A 22,311-nucleotide genomic window follows, 5' to 3' on the forward strand; every position below is an offset into this window, starting at 1 on the left:
CACCGAAGTAACCTGACACCGTGAATCTGCTGGGCCGCAAGAAGGACAATCCCGACTCTGAGGGTGGACGCGACGAGGGCGTTGACTCCGTCACCGGGGCCACCGACTCGGGCGTCGACGTCGCCGGGGGCACCACTGCGCCCAAGGGCCGCCCGACACCCAAGCGGAGCGCCGCGGCCCGCAAGCGCGGCCCGGTCGCTCCGGCGCCGATGACGACGGCCGAGGCACGCAAGCGGCGCAAGGAACTCCGCAACTCCCAGTCCAAGGAAGAGCGCAAAGCCGAGCGGGTGGCCCGCCGGGCGGATATGGATTCGCGACGCGCCAAGATGATGGCCGGCGACGAGGCCTACCTGCTACCCCGCGACAAGGGCCCGGTCAAGCGGTACGTCCGCGATCTCGTCGACTCCCGGCGCAATGTGCTGGGGCTGTTCATGCCGTCGGCGCTGGTACTGGTGTTCTTCATGATGGCGCTGCCGCCGGTGCAGACCCAGGGCCTGCTGTCGATTGCGATGTTGGCCCTGATGGTGATCATGGCGATCGACGGTGTCCTGCTGAGCCGGCGCATCAACAAGCGGGTCGACGCGAAGTTCCCGGACAACACCGAAAGTGGTTGGAAGCTGGGCTTTTACGCGTCCAGCCGGGCCTCGCAGCTGCGCCGCATGCGGGTGCCGAAGCCGCAGGTCAACCGCGGGGACAAGGTCGACTGAGCCCGGTGCGCACCCTGGTGCTCGGCGGCATCCGGTCGGGAAAGTCGCAGTGGGCCGAGGACTGGATCGGCCGCGCGGCCGGCCCTGGTGAACCGGTGCATTACGTCGCGACCGGCTCCGTGGGCGGCGACGCCGACTTCGCGGCCCGGGTTTGCGCTCATCAGAACCGCCGGCCGGCGCACTGGTCGACCGTCGAATCCGCCGATGTGGCAAGCACTTTGCAGATGTCCGCAGCCGCCACGATGGTCGATGACATCGGCGGTTGGCTGGTCGCCGCGATGGACCGCCGCGACGCTTGGACCGGCGGATCGATTCAGTCCGAGGTCGACGAATTGACCTCGGCAGTCAGCGAATTCACCGCACCGCTGGCCCTGGTCAGCCCGGAGGTGGGCCTGACCGTCGTCCCGGCCACCGAATCGGGCCGCCGGTTCGCCGATCAATTGGGCTCGCTCAACCAGCGCCTGGCCGCGGTCTGCGACCGCGTGGTGCTGGTGGTGGCCGGCCAGCCTCTCACCGTCAAGGAGCCTCGATGAGCGATCCCCGCGCCCAGTTTCCCGACCTCACCAAACCGGATGCCGATGTGCGGGCGGCCGCCCTCGCGCGGCAGGACACCCTGACCAAGCCGCCGGGCTCCCTCGGCCGGCTGGAAGAGCTGGCGGTCTGGGTGTCGGCATGCCAAGGCGTCTGTCCGCCAAAGCAATTCGAGCGGCCCCGGGTCGTGGTGTTCGCCGGTGACCACGGGGTGACGGCATCGGGGGTGTCCGCCTTCCCCTCGGAAGTCACCGCGCAGATGGTGGCGAACTTCGACGCCGGCGGCGCCGCCATCAACGTGCTGGCCGAGGTGGCCGGTGCCACCGTCCGCGTCGCCGACATTGCGGTCGACGGCGAGGCGCACTCCCCCACGATCGGCGCCCACAAGGTGCGACGCAGCAGCGGCAACATCGCCGTCGAGGACGCCTTGTCGCCGGCGGAAGCCGTGGCCGCGATCGCGGCCGGCCGCACCATTGCCGATCAGGAGGTCGACGCCGGCGCGGATCTGCTCATCGCCGGCGATATGGGCATCGGGAACACCACCCCCGCAACGACTCTGGTCGCAGCCCTGACCGCTTCCGAGCCCGTCGCCGTGGTGGGCCGCGGCACCGGCGTCGACGACGAGGGCTGGGCCCGCAAGACCGCGGCCATCCGTGACGCGCTGTTCCGCGCGCGACACGTCAAGGCCGATCCGGTTGCGCTGCTTGCCGTTTGCGGTGGCGCGGACCTGGCCGCCATGGCCGGCTTTCTGGCCCAGGCCGCGGTGCGCCGGACCCCCGTCCTGCTCGACGGCGTGGTGGTGACGGCCGCGGCGCTGGTCGCCGACCGGTTGGCCCCAGGCGCGAAGGCCTGGTGGCAGGCCGGCCACCTGTCGACCGAACCCGCTCACGCGGTGGCGCTGCAGCGCCTGCAGATCACGCCGATTCTGGACCTCGGCATGCGCCTGGGCGAAGGCAGCGGCGCGGCGGTGGCTCTGCCGGTCCTGCGGGCCGCGGTCGCGACCCTGGCGGCCATGGCCACCTTCGGTGAGGCGAACGTCGCCGGAAGAGCTGATCAAGCCCCGTGATCGGTTCCCTCGCTTCGGCTTTCGCGTTCAGCACCGTCCTCCCGGTGCGCAGCAACCAGCCGTTCGGGCGGGGCACCCTGACCGCGCTCCCGGCGGTGGGCATTGTCCTCGGCGGCATCGCGGCAGCAGTCGTCTGGGGCGCCGGGCACGTGTTCGGGACCGGGCCGCTGGCTGGGTTGATCGCCGTGGCGGTGCTGCTCCTGCTGACCCGCGGTCTGCACATCGACGGGCTGTCCGACACCGTCGACGGCCTCGGCTGTTACGGACCGCCCGAGCGGGCGCTGACCGTCATGCGCGGCGGTACCGCGGGCCCCTTCGGCGTGGCGGCGATCGTGGTGGCGATCGGGGCGCAGAGCATGACGTTCACCGTGATCAGCCCCGTCGCCGTGGTCGCCGCGGTGGCGGCAGGCCGGGTCGCCGCACTGGCCGCCTGCCGCACATCGGTTCCGGCCGCGCCCGGCAGCACGTTGGGCGCGATGGTCGCCGGTAGTCAGCCGGCGTGGGTGGTCGCGGCGTGGACGGTGGCCGTCGCCGGCGCATCGGCCTGGGCGACCCCGCGGCTGTGGCAGGGACCGGTTGTCGTGCTCATCGCACTGGGCATCACTGCGTTACTGGTGGCGCACTGCGTCCGCCGGTTCGGCGGGATCACCGGCGATGCGCTGGGCGCGGCCGTCGAGGTCACGACCACGCTCACCGCGCTGGGGCTCGCCGCCCACTAGTCACCGAGCGTGAAGACGATCGCGAGGTTTCGTGCGAATCTCGCGATCTTCTTCGCGTTGGAGCGGGCTAACCGAGCCGGGTCATCCAGTTGTGGGTATCGGCGAAGGTACCGCGCTGAATGCCCGTCAGGGTGTCGCGCAGCGCCATGGTGACCTCACCGGGCTGGCCGTCACCGATGGTGAACTCACCCGCCGACTCGCCGGCCAATTCACCCTTGCCGTACTTCACGTGCGCCACCGGGGTGATGACGGCCGCGGTGCCGCAGGCGAACACCTCGGTGATCTCCCCCGCGGCGGCCTTCTTCTGCCACTCGTCGATGTCGATCTTGCGCTCTTCGACCGCGAAGCCGGCGTCAACCGCCAACTGCAGCAACGAATCCCGCGTGATGCCGGGCAGGAGCGAACCGGACAGCTCCGGGGTGACCAGCCGGGCCGAACCACCGCTGCCGAACACGAAGAACAGGTTCATGCCACCCATTTCCTCGACGTAGCGACGTTCGATGGCGTCCAGCCAGACCACCTGGTCGCAGCCCATCTCGGCGGCCTGTGCCTGGGCCAGCAGCGAGGCGGCGTAGTTGCCACCGAACTTGGCCGCACCGGTGCCGCCCGGACTGGCTCGCACGTACTCGGTGGACAGGTAGACCGACACCGGCTTGATGCCGCCCTTGAAGTACGCGCCGGCCGGCGAGCCGATCACCAGGTAGCGGTACTCGGTGGCGGGCCGCACGCCCAGGCCCGGCTCGGTGGCGATGATGAACGGCCGCAGGTACAGCGACGCCTCGCCACCGGCTGCCGGGACCCACTCGTTGTCGACGGCGATCAGCTGACGCAGCGAGTCGACGAAGACGTCCTCGGGTAGTTCCGGAATGGCCAGACGCCGGCACGACATCTGCAGCCGGGCGGCGTTGGCCTCCGGGCGGAACGACACGATCGAGCCGTCGTTCCAGCGGTATGCCTTCAGACCCTCGAAGACCTCCTGCGCGTAGTGCAGGACGATCGCCGACGGGTCCAGTTCGATGGGCCCGTACTCGGTGACCCGGGCGTCATGCCAGCCGCGGTCGACGGTGTAGTCGATCGACACCATGTGGTCGGTGTGGAACCGCCCGAATCCGGGGTCGGCCAGAACCTGAGCCCTTACCTCATCGCTCACTGGGTTGCTCGCGCGCGAAACGGTGAATTCGAGGGGGCCGTCGGTCATATGCCGATTGTATCGCCCGTGGCTAACGAGATTTCCCGTCGCTCCGCTCGCCCCCGACCAAGTTTTCCCGTCGCTCCGCTCGCCCCTACCGGGTTTTCGCCGCCACAAACGGCGGTGCGACGACCTCGCATTCCAGCGCCCGGCCCCGGACGTCGACGGTCACGCGCGCGCCGTCGGCGATATCTGCCGCGGTGTCCAGCAGCGCCAGCGCGATGCCGACCTTCAGGCTCGGCGAGAAGGTGCCCGAGGTGGTGATGCCCACCGGCGTATCGCCGTCGAGCACTGTCAGGCCGGCGCGCAGCACGCCGCGGCCGACGGCCTTGAGACCTCGCAGCGTCCGCTTGGGGCCTGCCGCCTTCTCCGCGAGCAGGGCGTCGCGCCCCCAGAAGGCGTCCTTCTTCCAGCCGATGGCCCAGCCGCAGCGGGCCTGCAGCGGCGAGATGTCCAGCGACAGTTCGTGTCCGTGCAGCGGGTAACCCATCTCGGTGCGCAGCGTGTCGCGCGAGCCCAGCCCGGCGAGTTCGCCGCCCGCGGCCTTCACCGCGGCGACCAGCGCATCGAACACCACGCCGGCGCGGTCCCACTCGGGCAGCAGTTCGTAGCCGTGCTCGCCGGTGTAGCCGGTGCGGCACACCCGGACCGGGACGCCGTCGTACTCCGCGTCGGCGTACCCCATGTAATCCATGTCGGTCGGCAGACCGAGCGCGGTGAGCACCTCGGTGGACTTCGGCCCCTGGACCGCCAGCACGGCGTAGGACCTGTGCTCGTCGGTGATGGTCAGTTCGGGCGGTGCCACCCGCTGCAATTCGGCGACCACGGCGGCGGTGTTGGCGGCGTTGGGTACCAGGAAGATCTCGTCGTCGGAGACGTAGTAGGCGATGAGGTCATCAATCACGCCGCCGGACTCGTTGCAGCACAACGTGTATTGCGCCTTGCCCGGCCCGATGCGGCGCAGGTCGTTGGTGAAGGCGGAGTTGACGAAGTCGGCCGCGCCGGGGCCGCGGACCAGGGCCTTGCCGAGGTGGCTGACGTCGAACAGACCGACGGTCTCGCGGGTGGCGTTGTGCTCGGCCACGGTGCCGGCGTAGGACACCGGCATCAGCCAGCCCCCGAATTCGGCGAAACTCGCCCCGAGTTCGCGGTGACGGTCTTCCAGCGGGCCCTGCAACAGTTCGCTCACGGCAGGCAAGCGTAGTCGGCCCCGCGGCCGCGTTGTAGCTGGCAGACTCACATTGTGGTCGATTTCGACGCACTGGAAGCCGCCGGCATCGCCGATGCGCGGCGCCGCGCACCCCTGCTCGAATACCTCGACGGCCTCGGCTTCACCACCGAGCAGATGGCCCAGGCCGAAGCACGCGGCCGGTTGTTCGGGCTGGCCGGCGACGTCGTGCAATGGTCCGGACAGCCCAGCCACAGCCTGGCTTCCGCCGCCCGTGCGCTCGGGCTGCCGCCGGCCGATGTCGAAGAGACGTGGGCGGCACTGGGCCTGACGGTCGCCGACCCGACGGCGCCGACGCTGAGCGACGCCGACCTCGAGGCGTTGCGCACCTGGGCGGATCTGCGGGCCGCGCTCGGCGACGATGCCGCGCGCGGATTCCTGCGGGTCATCGGCGCCAACGTGGCACGAGTGGCCGAGGCACTGGCGTCGATGAGCCGCGCCGGTCTGCCCGACCTCGATCTGGCCCGCAGCCACGACGAGCTGGTCACCGCGCGCGCCTATCGGGCGGCAGCCCAGTTCATTCCGCGCATCGGCGCCATGATCGACGCCGTCCACCGCCACCATGTCGCCTCCGCCAGAACGTATTTCGATGGCATCGTCCATCGGGACTCGTCGACCGTGGTGTGTGGCATCGGGTTTGCCGACCTGTCCAATTTCACGCAGCTCACGCAGCGGCTCACGCCGGACGATCTGACCAGCTTGCTGAACGAATTCAACGCCATCACCAACGACGTGGTGCGCGCCGACGGTGGCCGGGTGATCAAGTTCATCGGGGATGCGGTCATGTGGGTCAGCGCCACACCCGAGTCGCTCGCTCGGGTCGCGATCGATCTGGTGCACCATCCACGGCCGAAGATGGCCCACATCAGCGTGCGGGCCGGCCTGAGCTTCGGCTCGGTGGTGGCCACCGGTGGCGATTACTTCGGTAATCCGGTGAATCTGGCGGCCCGGCTGGTCGCGGCGGCCGAACCCGGGCAGATCCTGGTGGCCGCGCCTTGGTACGACATGCCCGGCAAATGGCCGGTCGCTCCCCGGGAGCCGTTGGTGCTCAAAGGTTTCAACGACCCCGTCACCGCGTTCGAGGTATGCGCGGAGGCTGAGCGGGCGGCCCGGCAGACACGGTGACTAGGGTGGGTCCGGTGAGCAGCGCACCCGGTTACCAGTCCCCCACCGTCACCGTCGCCTCCGAGCTGCCGTCCGGCTTGGACTCCGCGGTACTGATCGTGCCCGTCATCTCGGGCGAGAACGACGAGGCCAAGGTCCTGGCCAACCCGTTCCTGGACGCCGAAGCCACCGGCGAGATCGAGGTGTCGCTCAAGACCCTGGGCGCGAAGGGCGCCAACGAGCAGCTGACGCGCGTGCTGGTGCCGTCGCTGCCGGTGGCCAGTGTGCTGGCCGTCGGCCTGGGCAACGATCGCGACGAGTGGCCGGCCGACGTCGTCCGCCGCGCCGCCGGTGTGGCGGCCCGGTCGCTGAACGGCACCGAGACTGTGGTGACCACACTGTCGGAGCTGGACATGGCGGCCGCCGTCGAGGGCCTGATCCTGGGCGCCTACCGCTTCAGCGAGTTCCGCAGCGCGAAGACCGCACCGAAGGAAGCGGGCCTGACGTCGCTCACTGTCCTTTCCACCGCGGACGACGCCGAGACCGCAGCGGCGCGTGGCATCGATGTGGCCACCGCCGTGGCGACCGCGCGCGACCTGGTCAACACCCCGCCGAGCCACCTGTTCCCGGGCGAATTCGCCAAGCGCGCAAAGGCTCTGGGCAAATCGGCGGGCGTCGAGGTCGAGGTGCTCGGCAAGAAGGAGCTCGAGGACGCCGGCTTCGGCGGCATCGTGGGCGTCGGCAAGGGCTCGTCTCGCGGGCCGCGCCTGGTGCGGCTGACCTACCGCTCCGGTAAGAAGAACGCCAAGAAGGTGGCGCTGGTGGGCAAGGGCATCACCTTCGACACCGGCGGCATCTCGATCAAGCCTGCCGCCAACATGCATCAGATGACCTCCGACATGGGCGGCGCCGCAGCGGTCATCGCCACCGTGGTGCTCGCCGCGCGCCAGAAGCTGGCGGTCGACGTCGTCGCGACGGTCCCCATGGCCGAGAACATGCCGTCGTCGACGGCGCAGCGGCCGGGTGACGTGCTGACGCAGTACGGCGGCACCACCATCGAGGTGCTCAACACCGACGCCGAAGGTCGGCTGATCCTGGCCGACGCCATCGTCCGCGCGTGCGAGGACAACCCCGACTACCTGATCGAGACGTCGACGCTGACGGGTGCGCAGCTCGTGGCGCTCGGCGCGCGTACCCCCGGCGTCATGGGCAGTGACGAGTTCCGCGACCGGGTCGCCAAGCTCTCGCAGGACGTCGGCGAGAACGCCTGGGCCATGCCGCTGCCCGAAGAATTGAAGGACGACCTGAAATCGACGGTCGCCGACCTCGCGAACGTGAGCGGCGCGCGCAACGCCGGCATGCTGGTGGCCGGGGTGTACCTGCGCGAGTTCGTCGCCGACGGTGTGCAGTGGGCGCACCTCGACGTCGCCGGCCCGGCGTACAACACCGGCGGCCCGTGGGGTTACACCGGCAAGGGCGGCACGGGTGTGCCGACGCGAACCATGTTCGCGGTGCTGGAGGACATCGCAGCCAACGGTTAGCCGCCGTCGGCGAGGGGCCACCCGGAGCGCGAAAGCGGCCGATTCGGGTGGCCGGCTCTGGTCTGCCCTAGCTCGCTTTGCCGGCGACCTGAGCCAGTTCCAGATCCCGCGCGGGCTCGGCGCCGGCCACATGGTCGGCCAGCTCACGGACCGCGGTGGCGAGCAGTTCCGGGTGCGACATCGGCGACCAGTGCCCCGACTTGATGTCCCGCCGCCACAGCTGCGGAACCCATTGGGGCGTCTCGTCGTACAGGTGCGGGCGGACGAACTGGTCGCCGCGGTTGACGATCACCTGAACCGGCACGTTGACGTAGTGGTCGCGCCGGCCTGTGAAGAGTGTCCGCCAGTAGTTGGCGGGGTACACCTTGAGGCTGTTCGCGGCATCGGTCGCAAAGGTGTCCGAATGCCGAATCTGCTTGTCCGACATACCATCCAGCCGCTTCAGCAGCTGCGGGATGATAGTCGGCACAGTGGCCCGGACGAACACTCGTGCCACCAGCGGGATCGAGAAGAACCCCTGATAGGTCAGCCGCAGGAACTGCGACACCGAGTGCAGGAAGCGCACCGGCCGGTGGGGGCGCTTGAGACCCTCCATGATGTAGCGGCGGGTGTGGTCGGCACTCGGCCCTGACGTCGAGGTGAACGACGCGATGCGGTCCACCGACTCCGGCCGCGACAGGTACTCCCACATGCCGACCGATCCCCAGTCATGGGCCAGCACGTGAACCTTCTGGCCGGGCGCCAAGGCCTCGGTCACGGCCGCGAAGTCGTCGGCGTACCGCGCCATGGTGTACGACGAAACCTTCTTGGGCACAGCGGAATTGCGCGAGCCGCGGTTGTCGTAGCGGATCACCCGGTAGGTGTCGGCCAGGTAGGGCACCGTGGCGTCCCACATGTCGTGCGAGTCGGGCCAGCCGTGCACCAGCACCACCACCGGGCCGTCCGGGTTTCCCTCTTCGTAGGTCGCGATCCGCATCCCGTCCGCACTGTTCACAAACTGCATCTTCAGACCTTGCCTGACCTCAAAATATCCCGTACCGCCGGTACCGGTGTCGAAGCGACAGTAGCCTGCTCAGTGGTGGTGTCAAGGCACCGGGACAAAGTCCCGGCCCGCCACTCCTCGACTGCGCGAGCATGACAGGATGGGGCCTGAGACATTCGAAGTGACGAGCGACCTTTTCGAGGAGTCAACGTAATGGCCATCTCCGTCCAGATGCCCGCACTCGGTGAGAGCGTTACCGAGGGGACCGTCACTCGATGGCTCAAGCAGGAGGGCGACACCGTCGAGGTCGACGAACCCCTGCTCGAGGTGTCCACCGACAAGGTCGACACCGAAATCCCATCGCCGGCAGCGGGTGTCCTGACGAAGATCGTGGCGCGCGAAGACGACGTCGTCGAGATCGGCGGCGAGCTCGCCGTCATCGGTGACGCCGGCTCGGAGCCGGCCGAAGCCCCCGCCCCGGCTGCCCCCGCGCCCGCGGCGGAACCGGAAGCCCCTGCGGCCCCGGCGCCCGAGCCCGCCGCCGCTGCCCCGGCTCCGGCCCCCGAGGCGCCCGCACCGGCTCCTGCTTCGGCCCCCGCCCCGGCGTCCTCCGATGCGGCCGATGCCACCTCGATCGTGATGCCGACCCTCGGCGAGTCGGTCACCGAAGGCACCGTCACCCGCTGGCTCAAGAAGGTCGGCGACTCCGTCGAGGTCGACGAGCCCCTGGTCGAGGTGTCCACCGACAAGGTCGACACCGAAATCCCGTCGCCGGTCGCCGGTGTGCTGCTGTCCATCACCGCCGACGAAGACGACGTGGTGTCCATCGGCGGCGAGCTCGCCAAGATCGGTGCCGCCGGTGCCGCTCCGGCCGCCACCCCGGCTCCGGCCCCAGCAGCTCCCGCGCCCGCTCCGGCCCCCGAGCCCGTTGCCGCACCGACGCCTCCCCCGGCTCCGGCCGCGCCCACCCCGCCGCCGGCCCCAGCGCCCACTCCGGCTCCTGCTGCCCCGGCACCCGCCGCGGCAGCCCCCGAGGCGTCGTCCGCGCCGTCCGCGCCGTCCGACGAGGCGAGCCCCTACGTCACCCCGCTGGTGCGAAAGTTGGCCGCCGAGAACAATGTTGACCTCGCCTCGGTGCAGGGCACCGGTGTCGGCGGTCGCATTCGCAAGCAGGACGTGCTCGCTGCCGCGGAGGCCGCCAAGGCCGCATCGGCCCCCACCGCACCGGCTGCCAAGGCCCCCGCTGCTCCGGCTACCAAGGCCCCGGCCGCGGCGCCTGCCCCGGCGCTGGCTCACCTGCGTGGCACCACGCAGAAGGCCACCCGGATCCGCCAGATCACCGCCAAGAAGACGCGCGAGTCGCTGCAGACCACGGCGCAGCTGACCCAGACCCACGAGGTCGACATGACCCGCATCGTCTCGCTGCGGGCCCGCGCCAAGAACTCGTTCGCCGAGCGCGAGGGCGTCAACCTGACCTACCTGCCGTTCATCGCCCGCGCGGTGATCGACGCGTTGAAGATCCATCCGAACGTCAACGCCAGCTACAACGAGGACACCAAGGAGATCACCTACTACGACGCCGAGCACCTCGGCTTCGCGGTGGACACCGAGCAGGGCCTGCTGTCGCCCGTCGTGCACAACGCCGGTGACCTGTCCCTCGGCGGCCTGGCACGCGCCATCGTCGACATCGCCGACCGCGCCCGCTCGGGCAACCTGCGGCCCGACGAGCTGGCCGGCGGCACCTTCACCATCACCAACATCGGCAGCCAGGGCGCCCTGTTCGACACCCCGATCTTGGTCCCGCCGCAGGCTGCCATGCTCGGCACGGGTGCCATCGTCAAGCGGCCGCGGGTCGTCGTGGACGAGGGCGGCAACGAGTCCATCGGCGTCCGGTCGGTCTGCTACCTGCCGCTGACCTACGACCACCGCCTGATCGACGGCGCCGACGCCGGACGGTTCGTGACCACCATCAAACGTCGTCTCGAAGAGGGTGCGTTCGAGGCCGACCTAGGTCTGTAATCCCATGGCGCACGCGGTCATAGCCATCGCGGGCTCGTCGGGGCTGATCGGTTCCGCGCTGGTGTCGGCGCTCCGTGCCACCGACCATCGCGTGGTGCGCATCGTGCGCCGTCAACCGGCCAACGCCGACGAGGTCTACTGGAACCCCGACACCGGCGACTTCGACTGGCGCGCACTGCTCGACGTCGATGCCGTGGTCAACCTGTGCGGGGTGAGCGTCGGAGCCCGCCGCTGGTCGGGGGCGTTCAAACAGAGCCTGCGGGACAGCCGTATCGGCCCGACCGAGGTGCTGACCGATGCGGTCGTCGACGCCGGCGTCCCCGTGCTCATCAACGCCAGCGCCGTCGGCTTCTACGGCGATACCCGCGACCGGATCGCCGACGAGCAGACCCCCGCGGGCACCGGCTTTCTCGCCCGGCTCTGCGTGGACTGGGAAGCCGCCACCCGACCGGCGGCCGAGGCGGGTGTCCGCGTCGTGCTCGCGCGCACCGGCCTGGTGCTGGCCCCGGCGGGCGGCATGCTGGCCCGGCTCCGGCCGGTCTTCGGGCTCGGCCTCGGTGCCCGGCTGGGCAGCGGCCGGCAGTACATGCCGTGGATCACGCTGGAGGACGAGGTGCGGGCCCTGCTGTTCGCGCTGAACCACGACGACCTGTCCGGGCCCCTGAACCTGACCGGTCCGGCGCCCGTCACCAATGGTGAGTTCACCGAAGCCCTGGGACGGGCACTACACCGTCCCACGCCGCTGCTGATGCCGGGCTTCGCACTGAAGGCGGCACTCGGCGAGTTCGCCGAGGAGGGGCTGCTGGGCGGCCAGCGCGCGATCCCCGCCGCGTTGGAGGACGCCGGCTTCGAGTTCCACCAGCGGACCATCGGCGAGGCCCTGTCCTACGTCACCGCCCCCAACGCGGCCTGAGCTCGGCAGGGGTAGCGTCAGTTCGGTGACCATCCGATCTGCCGGCGGCCCGATCGAGGTACGCCGCCTGGGCATCGTCGACTACAACGATGCCTGGCAGCTCCAGCGTGATCTCGCCACCGCCCGCGCCGACGAGCGCGGCAATGACACCCTGCTGCTGCTCGAGCACCTGCCCGTCTACACCGCCGGCCGTCGCACCGAACCGCACGAGCGCCCGACCGACGGCACCCCCGTCATCGACACCGACCGCGGCGGCAAGATCACCTGGCACGGCCCGGGGCAGCTGGTCGGCTACCCGATCATCGGCCTGGCGCAGCCGCTCGACGTGGTGAAATTCGTTCGGCTGCTTGAGGATGCGTTGATGTCGGTGTGCGCCGAACTCGGCCTGGAGACCATCCGCGTGGATGGTCGCTCCGGTGTGTGGCTCGCCGCCGACGGGCTGCGGCCCGAGCGCAAGATCGCCGCCATCGGCATCCGCGTCGCGCGCGGCACCACGCTGCACGGCTTCTCCCTGAACTGCAACTGCGACCTGGGCGCGTTCGGCGGCATCGTCCCGTGCGGCATCGCCGATGCCGGCGTCACGTCGCTGACGAAGGAACTCGGCCGCGACATCACGCCCGAGGACGTCATCGACCGGGTGGCCGCGGCGGTGTGTTCGGCACTCGGGGCGGCCGTCGGCGCCCCCTACACGGCACTAACATCGACACCATGAGTGTCGATCCCGGTAACCGCAAGCTGCTCCGCCTGGAGGTCCGTAACGCGGAGACACCGATCGAGCGCAAGCCGCCGTGGATCAAGACCAAGCTCAAGATGGGCCCGGAGTACAAGGACCTCAAGAGCCTGGTCAAGCGCGAGGGCCTGCACACCGTCTGCGAAGAGGCCGGCTGCCCCAACATCTACGAATGCTGGGAAGACCGCGAGGCCACGTTCCTGATCGGCGGCGAGCAGTGCACCCGCCGCTGCGACTTCTGCCAGATCGACACCGGCAAGCCCGCCGACCTCGACCGTGACGAACCCCGCCGGGTCGCCGAGAGCGTGCAGACCATGGGCCTGCGCTACTCCACGATCACCGGGGTGGCCCGCGACGACCTGCCCGACGGCGGCGCCTGGCTCTACGCCGAGACCGTCCGCCAGATCCACGCGCTCAACCCGAACACCGGCGTCGAGCTGCTGGCCCCCGATTTCAACGGCGTGCCCGCACTGCTCGAAGAGGTCTTCGACTCGCGTCCAGAAGTGTTCGCGCACAACGTCGAAACCGTGCCGCGCATCTTCAAGCGCATCCGCCCGGCGTTCCGCTATGAGCGCAGCCTCGGCGTCATCACCGCCGCCCGCGACTACGGCCTGGTCACCAAGAGCAACCTGATCCTCGGCATGGGCGAGACGCCCGAGGAAATCCGCATTGCCCTGCAGGACCTGTACGACGCCGGCTGCGACATCGTCACCATCACCCAGTACCTGCGCCCGTCGCCGCGGCACCACCCGGTGGAGCGCTGGGTGCGGCCCGAGGAATTCGTCGAGCATCAGCAGTTCGCAGAGGGCCTCGGCTTCGCCGGTGTGCTGGCCGGACCGCTGGTCCGCTCGTCCTACCGGGCCGGAAAGCTGTACGCCCAAGCTGCCCGGTTACGGCCACCGGTTTCCTGAATCTATCCTGGTGGCATGGCGAAGACCACCAATCCTGCCGCTGTGAAGGCTGCGAAGGCCGAGGCGAAGGCTGCCCGCAAGGCTGCCTCGAAGCAGCGCCGCGCCCAGCTCTGGCAGGCATTCCAGATTCAGCGCAAAGAGGACAAGCGGCTGCTGCCGTACATGATCGGCGCATTCGTGCTGATTCTGGCGCTGGCCGTCGGCATGGCGGTGTACTCGGACAGCATCTTCACGTGGGTGACGCTGCCCATCCTGGGTGTCGTGCTCGGTGCACTGGTCGCGTTCATCATCTTCGGCCGGCGGGCGCAGAAGTCGGTCTACAGCAAGGCTGACGGCCAGACCGGCGCCGCGGCCTGGGCGCTGGACAACATGCGCGGCCAGTGGCGCGTCACGCAGGGCGTCGCCGCCACCGGCAGCTTCGATGCCGTGCACCGCGTAATCGGCCGGCCGGGTGTGATCTTCGTCGGCGAGGGTTCGCCGCAGCGCCTGAAACCGCTTCTGGCGCAGGAGAAGAAGCGCACCGCGCGACTGGTCGGTGAAGTGCCGATCTACACCATCGTGGTCGGCAACGAAGAAGACCAGGTGCCGCTGGCCAAGCTGGAGCGGCACCTGGCCAAGCTGCCCGCCAACATCACCGCCAAGCAGATGGACTCGCTGGAGTCGCGCCTCGCGGCGCTCGGATCCAAGCTGGGCCCGGGCGGCCTGCCCAAGGGCCCGTTGCCTGCCGGCGCCAAGATGAAGGGCATGCAGCGCACCGCTCGCCGCAAGGAGTGATTAGTGCCCGAAAAGGTTCGGCCAGCGCACCTTTTCGTGCACAAATCGCTCAGATCAGCGGCGCAGGACGGCGGTGTTGGTCAGCCGGTCCTGCAGGCCGCGGCCGTCGGCGTCGGTCAGGAGCGCGGGTACTGCCAGCAGCACCAGCAGCATGCGAACGAAGGCGCGCCCGAGTCCGACGTATGGGCTCCGTCCCACCGATACGACGCGCAGCCCAAGGGCGTACTGGCCGGGCGTAAAGCCGAAGAGCCGCACCGACACCGTGCCGACGACGACCCAGGCGATCACCGCGGGCGTGCCATGCCAGACGTATTGATACTCGTATTCGCTGACCCCGCCGAACACCACACTCAGGGTGCCGAGGCCGTAGCAGATCAGCCAATCCACCAACAGCGCCGAGAACCGGCGGCCGAACCGCGCGAGCGAACCCGGCCCTGTTTCCGGCAGACCCAGGGCCTTACCGGGGTATGTGGAGTCATCAACGGGGCGCTCGGATTCGGGCCCGGAAAGCCACGAACCGAGCCGAAATCCATCGGCGCCGGACATAGTGTCAGGATAGGCGTGCACGCTCGTGCAACCGAACGGCGCGGTGGGCGGGTCTGCGGTTCACAAACCGCCGATCGCGTAACGTCCGCGAAACATACGGTTGATTGGCGTGCAACATCGTGTCCCTAGGTTCGACCGCGGGTAACACCAGTAAAGGAGATCACTTACGTGGCAGAAAAGACGTCTGACGACATTTTCAAGCTGATCAAGGACGAGAACGTCGAGTATGTCGACATTCGTTTCTGCGATCTGCCTGGTGTTGTCCAGCACTTCTCGATCCCGGCTTCGGCTTTCGACGAGAGCGTTTTCGAAGACGGCCTGGCGTTCGACGGTTCGTCGGTGCGCGGCTTCCAGTCGATTCACGAGTCCGACATGATGCTGCTGCCGGATGCCAACACCGCGCGCATCGACCCGTTCCGCGCCGCCAAGACGCTGAACATGAACTTCTTCGTGCACGACCCGTTCACGCGTGAGGCCTACTCCCGCGACCCGCGTAACGTCGCGCGCAAGGCCGAGAACTACCTGGCCAGCACCGGCATTGCCGACACCTGCTACTTCGGTGCCGAGGCCGAGTTCTACATCTTCGACTCGGTGGCGTTCGACTCCAAGATGAACGGCACCTTCTACGAGGTCGACTCCGAGTCGGGCTGGTGGAACAGCGGCGAGCCCTTCGAGGCCGACGGCTCCCCCAACCGCGGCTACAAGGTCCGCCCCAAGGGTGGCTACTTCCCCGTCGCGCCGTACGACCACTACGTCGACCTGCGCGACGAGATGTCGACCAACCTGATCAACTCCGGCTTCACGCTGGAGCGCGGCCACCACGAGGTCGGCACCGCCGGCCAGGCCGAGATCAACTACAAGTTCGACACGCTGCTGGCCGCGGCCGACGATGTGCTGCTGTTCAAGTACATCATCAAGAACACCGCGTGGACGAACGGCAAGACCGTCACCTTCATGCCGAAGCCGCTGTTCGGCGACAACGGCTCGGGCATGCACGCCCACCAGTCGCTGTGGAAGGACGGCAAGCCGCTGTTCCACGACGAGTCCGGCTACGCGGGCCTGTCCGACATGGCGCGCCACTACATCGGCGGCATCCTGCACCACGCCCCGTCGCTGCTGGCCTTCACCAACCCGACGGTGAACTCCTACAAGCGTCTGGTGCCCGGCTACGAGGCCCCGATCAACCTGGTGTACAGCCAGCGCAACCGCTCGGCGTGTGTGCGTATCCCGATCACCGGCAACAACCCGAAGGCCAAGCGCCTCGAGTTCCGTTGCCCGGACAGCTCGGGTAACCCGTACCTGGCCTTCTCGGCGATGCTCATGGCCGGTATCGACGGCATCAAGAAGAAGATCGAGCCGCTGGCTCCGGTCGACAAGGACCTCTACGAGCTGCCGCCGGACGAGGCCGCCAACATCCCGCAGGCCCCGACCTCGCTGGCTGCCGTCATCGACCGCCTCGAGCAGGATCACGACTACCTCACCGAGGGCGGCGTGTTCACCGAGGACCTGATCGAGACCTGGATCTCGTACAAGCGGGAGAACGAGATCTTGCCGGTCCAGATCCGTCCTCACCCGTACGAGTTCTCGCTCTACTACGACTGCTGATTCGGCTAACCCTCTGACCTGCACTCCAGCGGGTCAGAGGGTCGCACCGTCCGCACATCGTCCGCAGTAGCTTTACCCGAGTCCATCCGCTCGGCGATCACCACACCGATTGCCGTCCGGGTGGACTCGTCTGCGTGTGGCCACAAGTGCCCGTAAGCGTCCAGCGTGGTGCGTGCTGATGAGTGACGCAGACGGGCCTGCACCGTCTTGATATCGGCACCCGAGGCGATCAACAGGGACGCCAGATAGTGCCGCAAATCGTGGAAGCTGAACTTCTCAAGCAGCGCCACTGCCTTGCGCGCAGCGAGTTCAGCCTTGGCGTCCCGCACGGCTCGTTCGATCACCCACGGCCCAGCCTTTCCCACCTACTCCATCGGTGACCAAGTCCTCCCCTGGCCACTGCTGAGCAGAGTCACCACTCCCCTGATGAAGTCAATATCCGAGACGCGAAGCGCGGCGGCCTCAGCGACCCGCAGACGCTCGGGCATGGCAACGTGCAACGCCCACACCTGTGCCGTGGTAGCCACGTAGGGCTTCTGCTTACCGATCGGTGGGGATGTCTTGCGGGAGCACGGGTTACGGCCAAGCAGACCATCGGTCACCGCGGCTCGTTGGTCTCAAATCTTTGGAATTGTGGGATGAATAGTCAGGCTCGGCGCGCCGTCACTGCTCATATGGCACTCCAGCCTGGTTCAGGATGAGACGCAGCACGAAGGCGATCTCGTATAGGGTCTCTGCTGCTTGGTCTAATTCCTTTGGCATGTCGGCCAGTTCGGTTTTGCCGGCGATGAACTGATCCACGTGGGCCTTCGCCCGCCGCGCCGCTACATTGGCATTTGCCCCGGCCTGGACGATGAAGTCAATGATCCGCATCGACTCGCTGGCGTTCTCTAAGTCCGCAAGGTCCTGGATGCGAAGGAGTCGTTTGGGCGGCTCATATGCCACTCCCGCTTCGTCTATGACAAGGCGCATCATCTTGGCGATCTCCTCCAGAGCGGCTGCCGCTTGGTCTAATTCGCTTGGCATTTCGATCAGCATGTTCGCTTTGTCGCCCTGGTTGATCGCGCTTTCAGGGCTGAACTGGTCCAGGTGGGATTTCGCCCGCTTCAATGCTGTCATGGCCAGAGCTTCAGCCTGGACGATGATGTCGTCTACGCCCCCCGATGGGTTAGCGGCTTTCGCGCGCTTCAACGTTTCCATAGCTTGGGCTTCAGCCTGGAAGAGGATGTAGTTTGCAGATATTGCAGGCTGACCGGGGATTGGACCTGGGTCGCGCAGTGGTTGGCCAGTGGCGTAGGTGAGTTCGTCCCGCACCGCGCTCACCGCGTCCCACGCGGCAAGCGCGCCGCGACCGACCAGGCTGCATTCGTGAGTGTGCGCAAGCTCCCGCGCCGCAGGGGTGAACTCCTGGTTGCTGATGACCATCGCCGTATTGCAACCGTAATGCCGGGCTCCAGCAACCACCTGCTGCACAGCGGCGACACCCACCGGGCGACTGAGCCGTTTGCATTGGACCGCCACGCGGTGCCCGTTGCCGGAGACGATCAGGTCGACACCGAAGTCGCCGCTCATGGGCGTCGTGTTGACCGGGAAACCAGCGTCACGAAACCGGGTCGCCACATACTCCTCAAATTCCAGTCCGTTCATCAGGTCGATCACGGGGAACGGGGATTGCGAGAGGCGGCGTAGCCGCTCGCGTTCCCGCGAGGCTGCTGCGGCGCTTGCTGCCACACGGCACACGATCAAGATCAATACAGCCGCGACTATCAGCCAAAAATGCGCGGAAATCGCACGAAAAATGTGCCCTACGACGGCCATCTCAAACACGGCTACATTCCCGTCCCCGCGCATTTGCGCAGACCGCTCACGAGAGGTGATAGTAGGTCAGTTTCGAATGAGCCGACCACGGATTGGTATCGTGACCCACTTCGGCGAACTGCTTGATCACCTAGGCCCTTGCCAAGTTCGACCAGCCCTGTGGTCAGTGTCCGGTAGTTGTTCCTCGCCCGGCGCTATCACCTTGCAATTATCCAGACGGGGGCCTCGGCGAATGCGACATTCGTACAGTCGGCTACGGCGCTCGGCCAGCTGTTTGACGAACTGGAGCAGGCTGGTTGTTGAAGCCCCTCGTGTAAGCACCGCTACCGTGCTCCGCGCCCGCACGTTATCCGCGTCTCAAATCTTTAGTTCCGAGACGAGCCAGCGGACCCCGATGTCAGCCGCGTCGTCGCAGCTCGGCAGTCTCAAAAGTTGTCGCGTATCGACGGTGGACGTTGCGCACCGGTTGAGACCGTGCGGGCTACCCAGCTTGACCGAGGCTTACCGTTTATGCTGCGCCGTCGGTCGGTGCTGCGTTTGCCTTCACTGTGTTGAGAATCTGCACGATGTTGTCGACGTCGGCTTCAGGGAACACCTGCTCGGGTCCGGTCCGCGCGTGGTCGATGTAGGGCGATTCGTAGAGTCTTGCCGGTTCGACTATGCCGTTGGCGGTGAGTTCGGTGACGATGAGGTTGATGAACTGAATTTGGTCGGCGGTGAATTTGGTGCCGTCGAGGTAGGTGCTGAAAGCGTCAATGGCGGCTTCGTGGTCTAGGCCGACGAGGGAACGGACGAAGAGGCCGAGGCCGTGAGATCTTTCTTTGGCCTGGTCGATATCGGCGGCTTCGCCTATGCCGCTATCGACGAGCATGAGCTCCAGTACCGTCAGATCCTCAGGTGTGAGGGGCTTGTTGCGGCGCAGACGCTGCAGGCTGATGTGGTCTTCATGTCGTTTGAGGTATGCGGTTGCCTTGGCGCGGAAGCGCTCCCAATTGGTCCCCGGCGTGATACCTGGCAGGTCGACCAGCGTGGAGCTGGTCAGTTCGTCTTCGAAATCGGTGTAGACAGTGACTTTCTCGACGGTGTCGAGGAATTGCACGAGGGTACGCAAACGTAGCCGGGCCAGCTCCAGCATCGGCAGAGTGACGTCAACCCACCAGGGGTCGCTGCTGATCTCATCGAGCAGGACGTCCTGGGCTTTCACCGCCGGGATCGCGGTCTTGGTCAGCAAGGCGGAGGCGATGGTCTGCACCTTCTCTCGAATCCGCTCAGCGGCGACCACATCCCCGTCGAGTTGGGCAAGTTGGCGGCGCAGGATCAGCAGATCGAATCTCTTTGCGGCCTCATCGTTGTCGACCTCGGACGACGGCAGTCCAGCGAGGTTGGCGGCGATCTCGGCGGCGGCATCGGTGGTCAGAGTCGACCAGGCGGCCCACTGGGCGTGGGTCTCGATGAGGCGGCGGTGCGGGCGGACCAGGACGTTGTCGAGGTTCATGCCGATGACCACCTTGTGCAGGGACCAGGCGGTGTCGACTCGCAGCCCGCGCTCAGTTTGGGTGCCGTGGCCTTCCGGTGGGTTAGGGCCGGGTGCCGCAGCGTCGATAGCTGTGACCAGGCCAAGACGGGCCTCAAAGATTCGTTGGTTCAGTGACTTCTGCAGTGAGCCTTGGGATCCAGGCAGGTCCTGGCTGAAGAAGGCGAGGTTGTCGCAGAAGTCGAAGACGTAGAAATTCTGCTTGTCCTGGCCGGGCCCGAATAGATCCGGGCAAAGGCGCGTTCCGCGTCCGATCATCTGCCAGAACTTGCTTTTGGACCGCACGAGTTTGAAGAAGACCAGGTTGACAACTTCAGGGACGTCGATGCCGGTGTCGAGCATGTCGACCGAGATCGCGATGTGTGGGGCTTTATCTGGGGTGGAGAAATCGTCGATCAGACTTTGCGCATAGCTCATGTCGGCGGTGATCACCCGCGCGAATTGCCCACCGTACTGTGGGTATTGCGCGTCGAAGCGCTGCGCGATGAACTGAGCATGGTCCCGGTTCTTGGCGAAGATGATCGTCTTGCCCAGACGATCGCCTCCGGCGACCTTGTGTCCCTGAGTCATCAACTCGGCGAGCACCTTGTCGACGGTGTCGGCGTTGAACAGGAACCGGTTGACCTCTTCAGGGGACACGGCCTCGGGGGTGTCGACGTCCTCGCCCCAGTCCAAGGTGTCCCATGTGTCCTTCTCGTCTTCGGACAGATCGGCGTAGCGGATGCCTTCGTGTAAGAATTTCGTGCCGACCGAAACCCCCACGGCCGGAACTAGAAATCCTTCGGTGACTGCGTCATTCAGGTCGTAGGCGTCGGTGGGAACACCGTCTTCGAGGTGGAATAACCGGTAGGTATTGTGGTCCACCTCGTCTTTCGGGGTAGCCGTCAATCCGACCAGCAGCGAGTCGAACCACTCGAAGATGGCCCGGTACTTCTGGTACACCGAGCGGTGCGCCTCATCAATCACCACCAGGTCGAAATAGCCTGGGCCAAAAGGCCGTAGACCACCATCTGTGGTGTTGATTAGGTTCAGGATCGTGGGATACGTGCTGACGTACACCCGGCCGTCGGTGACCTTTTCGGTGACCAGATTGACCGTGGTGGCGTTGGGAAGATGTGCCTTGAACGCGTTGGCGGCTTGGGCGACCAGGGCGGTGCGGTCAGCCAAAAACAGCACCCGCTTCACCCACCCCGCCTCCATCAACTGCTTCACCAACGCGATCACCGTGCGGGTCTTGCCCGAACCGGTGGCCATCACCAACAGCGCTTCGCGCTTCTTGCCGGTGAATTCCTCGCCGATCCGCCGGATCGCGCGAATCTGGTAGTGCCGCTCGACGATTGCTGGATCGATAAGCGCATCGGCCAGCAGCTTACGGCTCTCGCGCCGGGCGATCATCAACTCCAACTCGTCAGCGGTGAAAAACCCCTGCACCTGTCGAGGTGGATAGCCCGCCGCGTCATCCCACAGCCAATGCTCATAGCCGTTCGTGTAGAAGATCACTGGACGACGACCCGCCAGCTTCTGCAGGCACTCGGCATACAGCTTGGCCTGCTGCTGCCCCTGATGTGGATTCACCGTGGTGCGCTTGGCTTCCACCACCGCCAGCGGCAGACCGTCTGCGCCCCAGAAGACGTAGTCCACATAGCCGATGCCGCCGTCGGGTGGCATGCCGGTGACCTGAAACTCTCGGTCCCTGGCCTCGGTGAGCGGCCAGCCCGCCTCCGCCAGCAGGACATCGATGTAGCGGTCGCGGGTCTCGGCCTCTGAGTAGTCGCGGTCATCGGTGGCGGCGTTGGCGGCCTGTGCTGTCTTGATCTGTTCACGCAGCGCTGCGATCTCGGCAGCCTGGGCGGCCGCCACCTCCTCCTTCTCAGCTAGCGCTTTGGCGTGCGCCTCATCCTGCTGCCGGAACTTGTCCGCGAGCTTGGCGATCTCCTCGCGGCTGAGCGGAGCGGCCTTGGCGGCCAGCGTCGTGTCGAAGGCCGCCTTCATTGGCACGGCCTTCGGATTGGTGGAGTACCGGAAGGCAGCCCACAACATCACGTGATGCAGCTCTTTGAGTGCGTCGATGGCGGCGCGTGGTGGGATCTGCCTGGTGTCGTGGACAGCGAAATTGCCCAACTTGCGAATCAGGTTGAGCTTATTGACAATCCCGAGCCCGACCTTCGACTGGAACTTGGTGTCGTTGATCTTCGCGGCCAGATCCGTCTTGTACGGGACAGGCAGATCCAGGACGTCGTACAGATAGTCGACAAGCTGCTCAGCAGCCCGACGACTATAGAAGCAAGCCGAGCGCGAGTCGCTGGTTGCGTAGCTCTCGGCCCTGGCGCAGTCGGCGTAACTCTCCTGCCAGACAACGGCTTTCAGAAAATCGAAGTTGCCCACCCTTCCCCC

20 protein-coding genes are annotated in these 22,311 nt (G+C 67.1%); 12 read left to right on the plus strand and 8 right to left on the minus strand.

What is annotated here, in order from left to right; genetic code table 11:
* Positions 1–20: 20 nt before the first annotated feature.
* Genes AC3WTE_RS21115 through AC3WTE_RS21130 form a run of 4 tightly spaced genes read left to right on the plus strand, consistent with a single transcriptional unit; the run spans position 21 to position 3,023 of the window.
* Complete coding sequence (locus AC3WTE_RS21115) at positions 21–707, plus strand: DUF3043 domain-containing protein (protein WP_492440605.1); 687 nt, start codon at positions 21–23, stop codon at positions 705–707.
* Positions 708–712: 5 nt separating this feature from the next.
* Complete coding sequence (locus tag AC3WTE_RS21120; protein ID WP_492440607.1) at positions 713–1,240, plus strand: bifunctional adenosylcobinamide kinase/adenosylcobinamide-phosphate guanylyltransferase; 528 nt, start codon at positions 713–715, stop codon at positions 1,238–1,240.
* Entirely contained in the window at positions 1,237–2,304 is a 1,068-nt protein-coding gene (cobT, locus tag AC3WTE_RS21125) for a nicotinate-nucleotide--dimethylbenzimidazole phosphoribosyltransferase (protein ID WP_492440609.1), read from the plus strand. Before AC3WTE_RS21120 ends, cobT begins: the two co-directional genes overlap by 4 nt.
* Entirely contained in the window at positions 2,301–3,023 is a 723-nt protein-coding gene (locus AC3WTE_RS21130; protein ID WP_492440611.1) for an adenosylcobinamide-GDP ribazoletransferase, read from the plus strand. Before cobT ends, AC3WTE_RS21130 begins: the two co-directional genes overlap by 4 nt.
* Positions 3,024–3,090: 67 nt before the next feature.
* On the opposite strand, the gene AC3WTE_RS21135 is transcribed toward AC3WTE_RS21130, so the two are convergent.
* Both AC3WTE_RS21135 and gcvT read right to left on the minus strand, forming a co-directional pair.
* Complete coding sequence (locus tag AC3WTE_RS21135) at positions 3,091–4,221, minus strand: branched-chain amino acid aminotransferase (RefSeq protein WP_492440613.1); 1,131 nt, start codon at positions 4,219–4,221, stop codon at positions 3,091–3,093.
* Between the two features lie 85 nt (positions 4,222–4,306).
* Complete coding sequence (gcvT, locus tag AC3WTE_RS21140) at positions 4,307–5,401, minus strand: glycine cleavage system aminomethyltransferase GcvT (RefSeq protein WP_459369332.1); 1,095 nt, start codon at positions 5,399–5,401, stop codon at positions 4,307–4,309.
* A 54-nt stretch (positions 5,402–5,455) separates the two neighbouring features.
* On the opposite strand from gcvT, the gene AC3WTE_RS21145 reads away from it, so the two are divergent.
* Entirely contained in the window at positions 5,456–6,565 is a 1,110-nt protein-coding gene (locus AC3WTE_RS21145) for an adenylate/guanylate cyclase domain-containing protein (protein WP_492440615.1), read from the plus strand.
* A 14-nt stretch (positions 6,566–6,579) separates the two neighbouring features.
* Positions 6,580–8,085 (plus strand): leucyl aminopeptidase, encoded by a 1,506-nt coding sequence (locus tag AC3WTE_RS21150; protein WP_492440617.1) that lies wholly within the window; start codon positions 6,580–6,582, stop codon positions 8,083–8,085.
* A gap of 67 nt (positions 8,086–8,152) precedes the next feature.
* On the opposite strand, the gene AC3WTE_RS21155 is transcribed toward AC3WTE_RS21150, so the two are convergent.
* Positions 8,153–9,088 (minus strand): alpha/beta fold hydrolase, encoded by a 936-nt coding sequence (locus AC3WTE_RS21155; protein WP_492440619.1) that lies wholly within the window; start codon positions 9,086–9,088, stop codon positions 8,153–8,155.
* Between the two features lie 192 nt (positions 9,089–9,280).
* Between AC3WTE_RS21155 and sucB the strand changes: the two genes are divergently transcribed.
* From sucB to AC3WTE_RS21180, 5 genes are read left to right on the plus strand one after another with little or no spacing between them, the layout of a single operon-like run.
* The gene (sucB, locus tag AC3WTE_RS21160) at positions 9,281–11,086 is read left to right on the plus strand and encodes a 2-oxoglutarate dehydrogenase, E2 component, dihydrolipoamide succinyltransferase (RefSeq protein WP_492440621.1); all 1,806 of its coding nucleotides are present in this window, start codon (positions 9,281–9,283) and stop codon (positions 11,084–11,086) included.
* A 4-nt stretch (positions 11,087–11,090) separates the two neighbouring features.
* Positions 11,091–11,999, plus strand: coding sequence for a TIGR01777 family oxidoreductase (locus AC3WTE_RS21165; RefSeq protein ID WP_492440623.1), 909 nt, complete (start codon positions 11,091–11,093; stop codon positions 11,997–11,999).
* Positions 12,000–12,024: 25 nt separating this feature from the next.
* Positions 12,025–12,711, plus strand: a complete 687-nt coding sequence (lipB, locus tag AC3WTE_RS21170) for a lipoyl(octanoyl) transferase LipB (RefSeq protein ID WP_492440625.1) — start codon at positions 12,025–12,027, stop codon at positions 12,709–12,711.
* Positions 12,708–13,640, plus strand: a complete 933-nt coding sequence (gene lipA, locus AC3WTE_RS21175) for a lipoyl synthase (RefSeq protein WP_492440627.1) — start codon at positions 12,708–12,710, stop codon at positions 13,638–13,640. The genes lipB and lipA overlap by 4 nt, the downstream gene beginning before the upstream one ends.
* A gap of 15 nt (positions 13,641–13,655) precedes the next feature.
* Positions 13,656–14,414 (plus strand): DUF4191 domain-containing protein, encoded by a 759-nt coding sequence (locus tag AC3WTE_RS21180; RefSeq protein ID WP_492440629.1) that lies wholly within the window; start codon positions 13,656–13,658, stop codon positions 14,412–14,414.
* 54 nt (positions 14,415–14,468) lie between these two features.
* Here the strand turns inward: AC3WTE_RS21180 and AC3WTE_RS21185 are convergent, their stop codons facing one another.
* Positions 14,469–14,960: an RDD family protein gene (locus tag AC3WTE_RS21185; RefSeq protein ID WP_492440631.1), complete on the minus strand. Its 492-nt coding sequence runs from the start codon at positions 14,958–14,960 to the stop codon at positions 14,469–14,471.
* A gap of 168 nt (positions 14,961–15,128) precedes the next feature.
* Here AC3WTE_RS21185 and glnA point away from each other — a divergent pair, with 168 nt between their 5' ends.
* Entirely contained in the window at positions 15,129–16,565 is a 1,437-nt protein-coding gene (glnA, locus tag AC3WTE_RS21190) for a type I glutamate--ammonia ligase (protein WP_492440633.1), read from the plus strand.
* Positions 16,566–16,570: 5 nt separating this feature from the next.
* Here glnA and AC3WTE_RS21195 read toward each other — a convergent pair whose 3' ends face one another.
* The 4 genes from AC3WTE_RS21195 to AC3WTE_RS21210 all read right to left on the minus strand — a co-directional run bounded on the left by AC3WTE_RS21195 (position 16,571) and on the right by AC3WTE_RS21210 (position 22,302).
* The gene (locus tag AC3WTE_RS21195; protein WP_492440635.1) at positions 16,571–16,909 is read right to left on the minus strand and encodes a tyrosine-type recombinase/integrase; all 339 of its coding nucleotides are present in this window, start codon (positions 16,907–16,909) and stop codon (positions 16,571–16,573) included.
* Positions 16,910–16,930: 21 nt separating this feature from the next.
* Complete coding sequence (locus AC3WTE_RS21200) at positions 16,931–17,167, minus strand: hypothetical protein (RefSeq protein WP_492440637.1); 237 nt, start codon at positions 17,165–17,167, stop codon at positions 16,931–16,933.
* 61 nt (positions 17,168–17,228) lie between these two features.
* Positions 17,229–18,383 (minus strand): restriction endonuclease, encoded by a 1,155-nt coding sequence (locus tag AC3WTE_RS21205; RefSeq protein ID WP_492440721.1) that lies wholly within the window; start codon positions 18,381–18,383, stop codon positions 17,229–17,231.
* A gap of 508 nt (positions 18,384–18,891) precedes the next feature.
* Positions 18,892–22,302, minus strand: coding sequence for a DEAD/DEAH box helicase family protein (locus AC3WTE_RS21210; protein WP_492440639.1), 3,411 nt, complete (start codon positions 22,300–22,302; stop codon positions 18,892–18,894).
* Positions 22,303–22,311 lie beyond the last annotated feature (9 nt).

It is taken from the genome of Mycobacterium sp. FW102-FHT13B02 (assembly GCF_058790275.1).

Excerpts from the sequence above, each read along its gene's own strand:
- AC3WTE_RS21180 (WP_492440629.1), top strand. The coding sequence starts at position 13,656 with ATGGCGAAGACCACCAATCCTGCCGCTGTGAAGGCTGCGAAGGCCGAG.
- cobT (WP_492440609.1), top strand. The coding sequence starts at position 1,237 with ATGAGCGATCCCCGCGCCCAGTTTCCCGACCTCACCAAACCGGATGCC.
- AC3WTE_RS21165 (WP_492440623.1), top strand. The coding sequence starts at position 11,091 with ATGGCGCACGCGGTCATAGCCATCGCGGGCTCGTCGGGGCTGATCGGT.
- sucB (WP_492440621.1), top strand. The coding sequence starts at position 9,281 with ATGGCCATCTCCGTCCAGATGCCCGCACTCGGTGAGAGCGTTACCGAG.
- lipA (WP_492440627.1), top strand. The coding sequence starts at position 12,708 with ATGAGTGTCGATCCCGGTAACCGCAAGCTGCTCCGCCTGGAGGTCCGT.
- AC3WTE_RS21155 (WP_492440619.1), bottom strand. The coding sequence starts at position 9,088 with ATGCAGTTTGTGAACAGTGCGGACGGGATGCGGATCGCGACCTACGAA.
- AC3WTE_RS21135 (WP_492440613.1), bottom strand. The coding sequence starts at position 4,221 with ATGACCGACGGCCCCCTCGAATTCACCGTTTCGCGCGCGAGCAACCCA.
- AC3WTE_RS21205 (WP_492440721.1), bottom strand. The coding sequence starts at position 18,383 with ATGGCCGTCGTAGGGCACATTTTTCGTGCGATTTCCGCGCATTTTTGG.
- AC3WTE_RS21185 (WP_492440631.1), bottom strand. The coding sequence starts at position 14,960 with ATGTCCGGCGCCGATGGATTTCGGCTCGGTTCGTGGCTTTCCGGGCCC.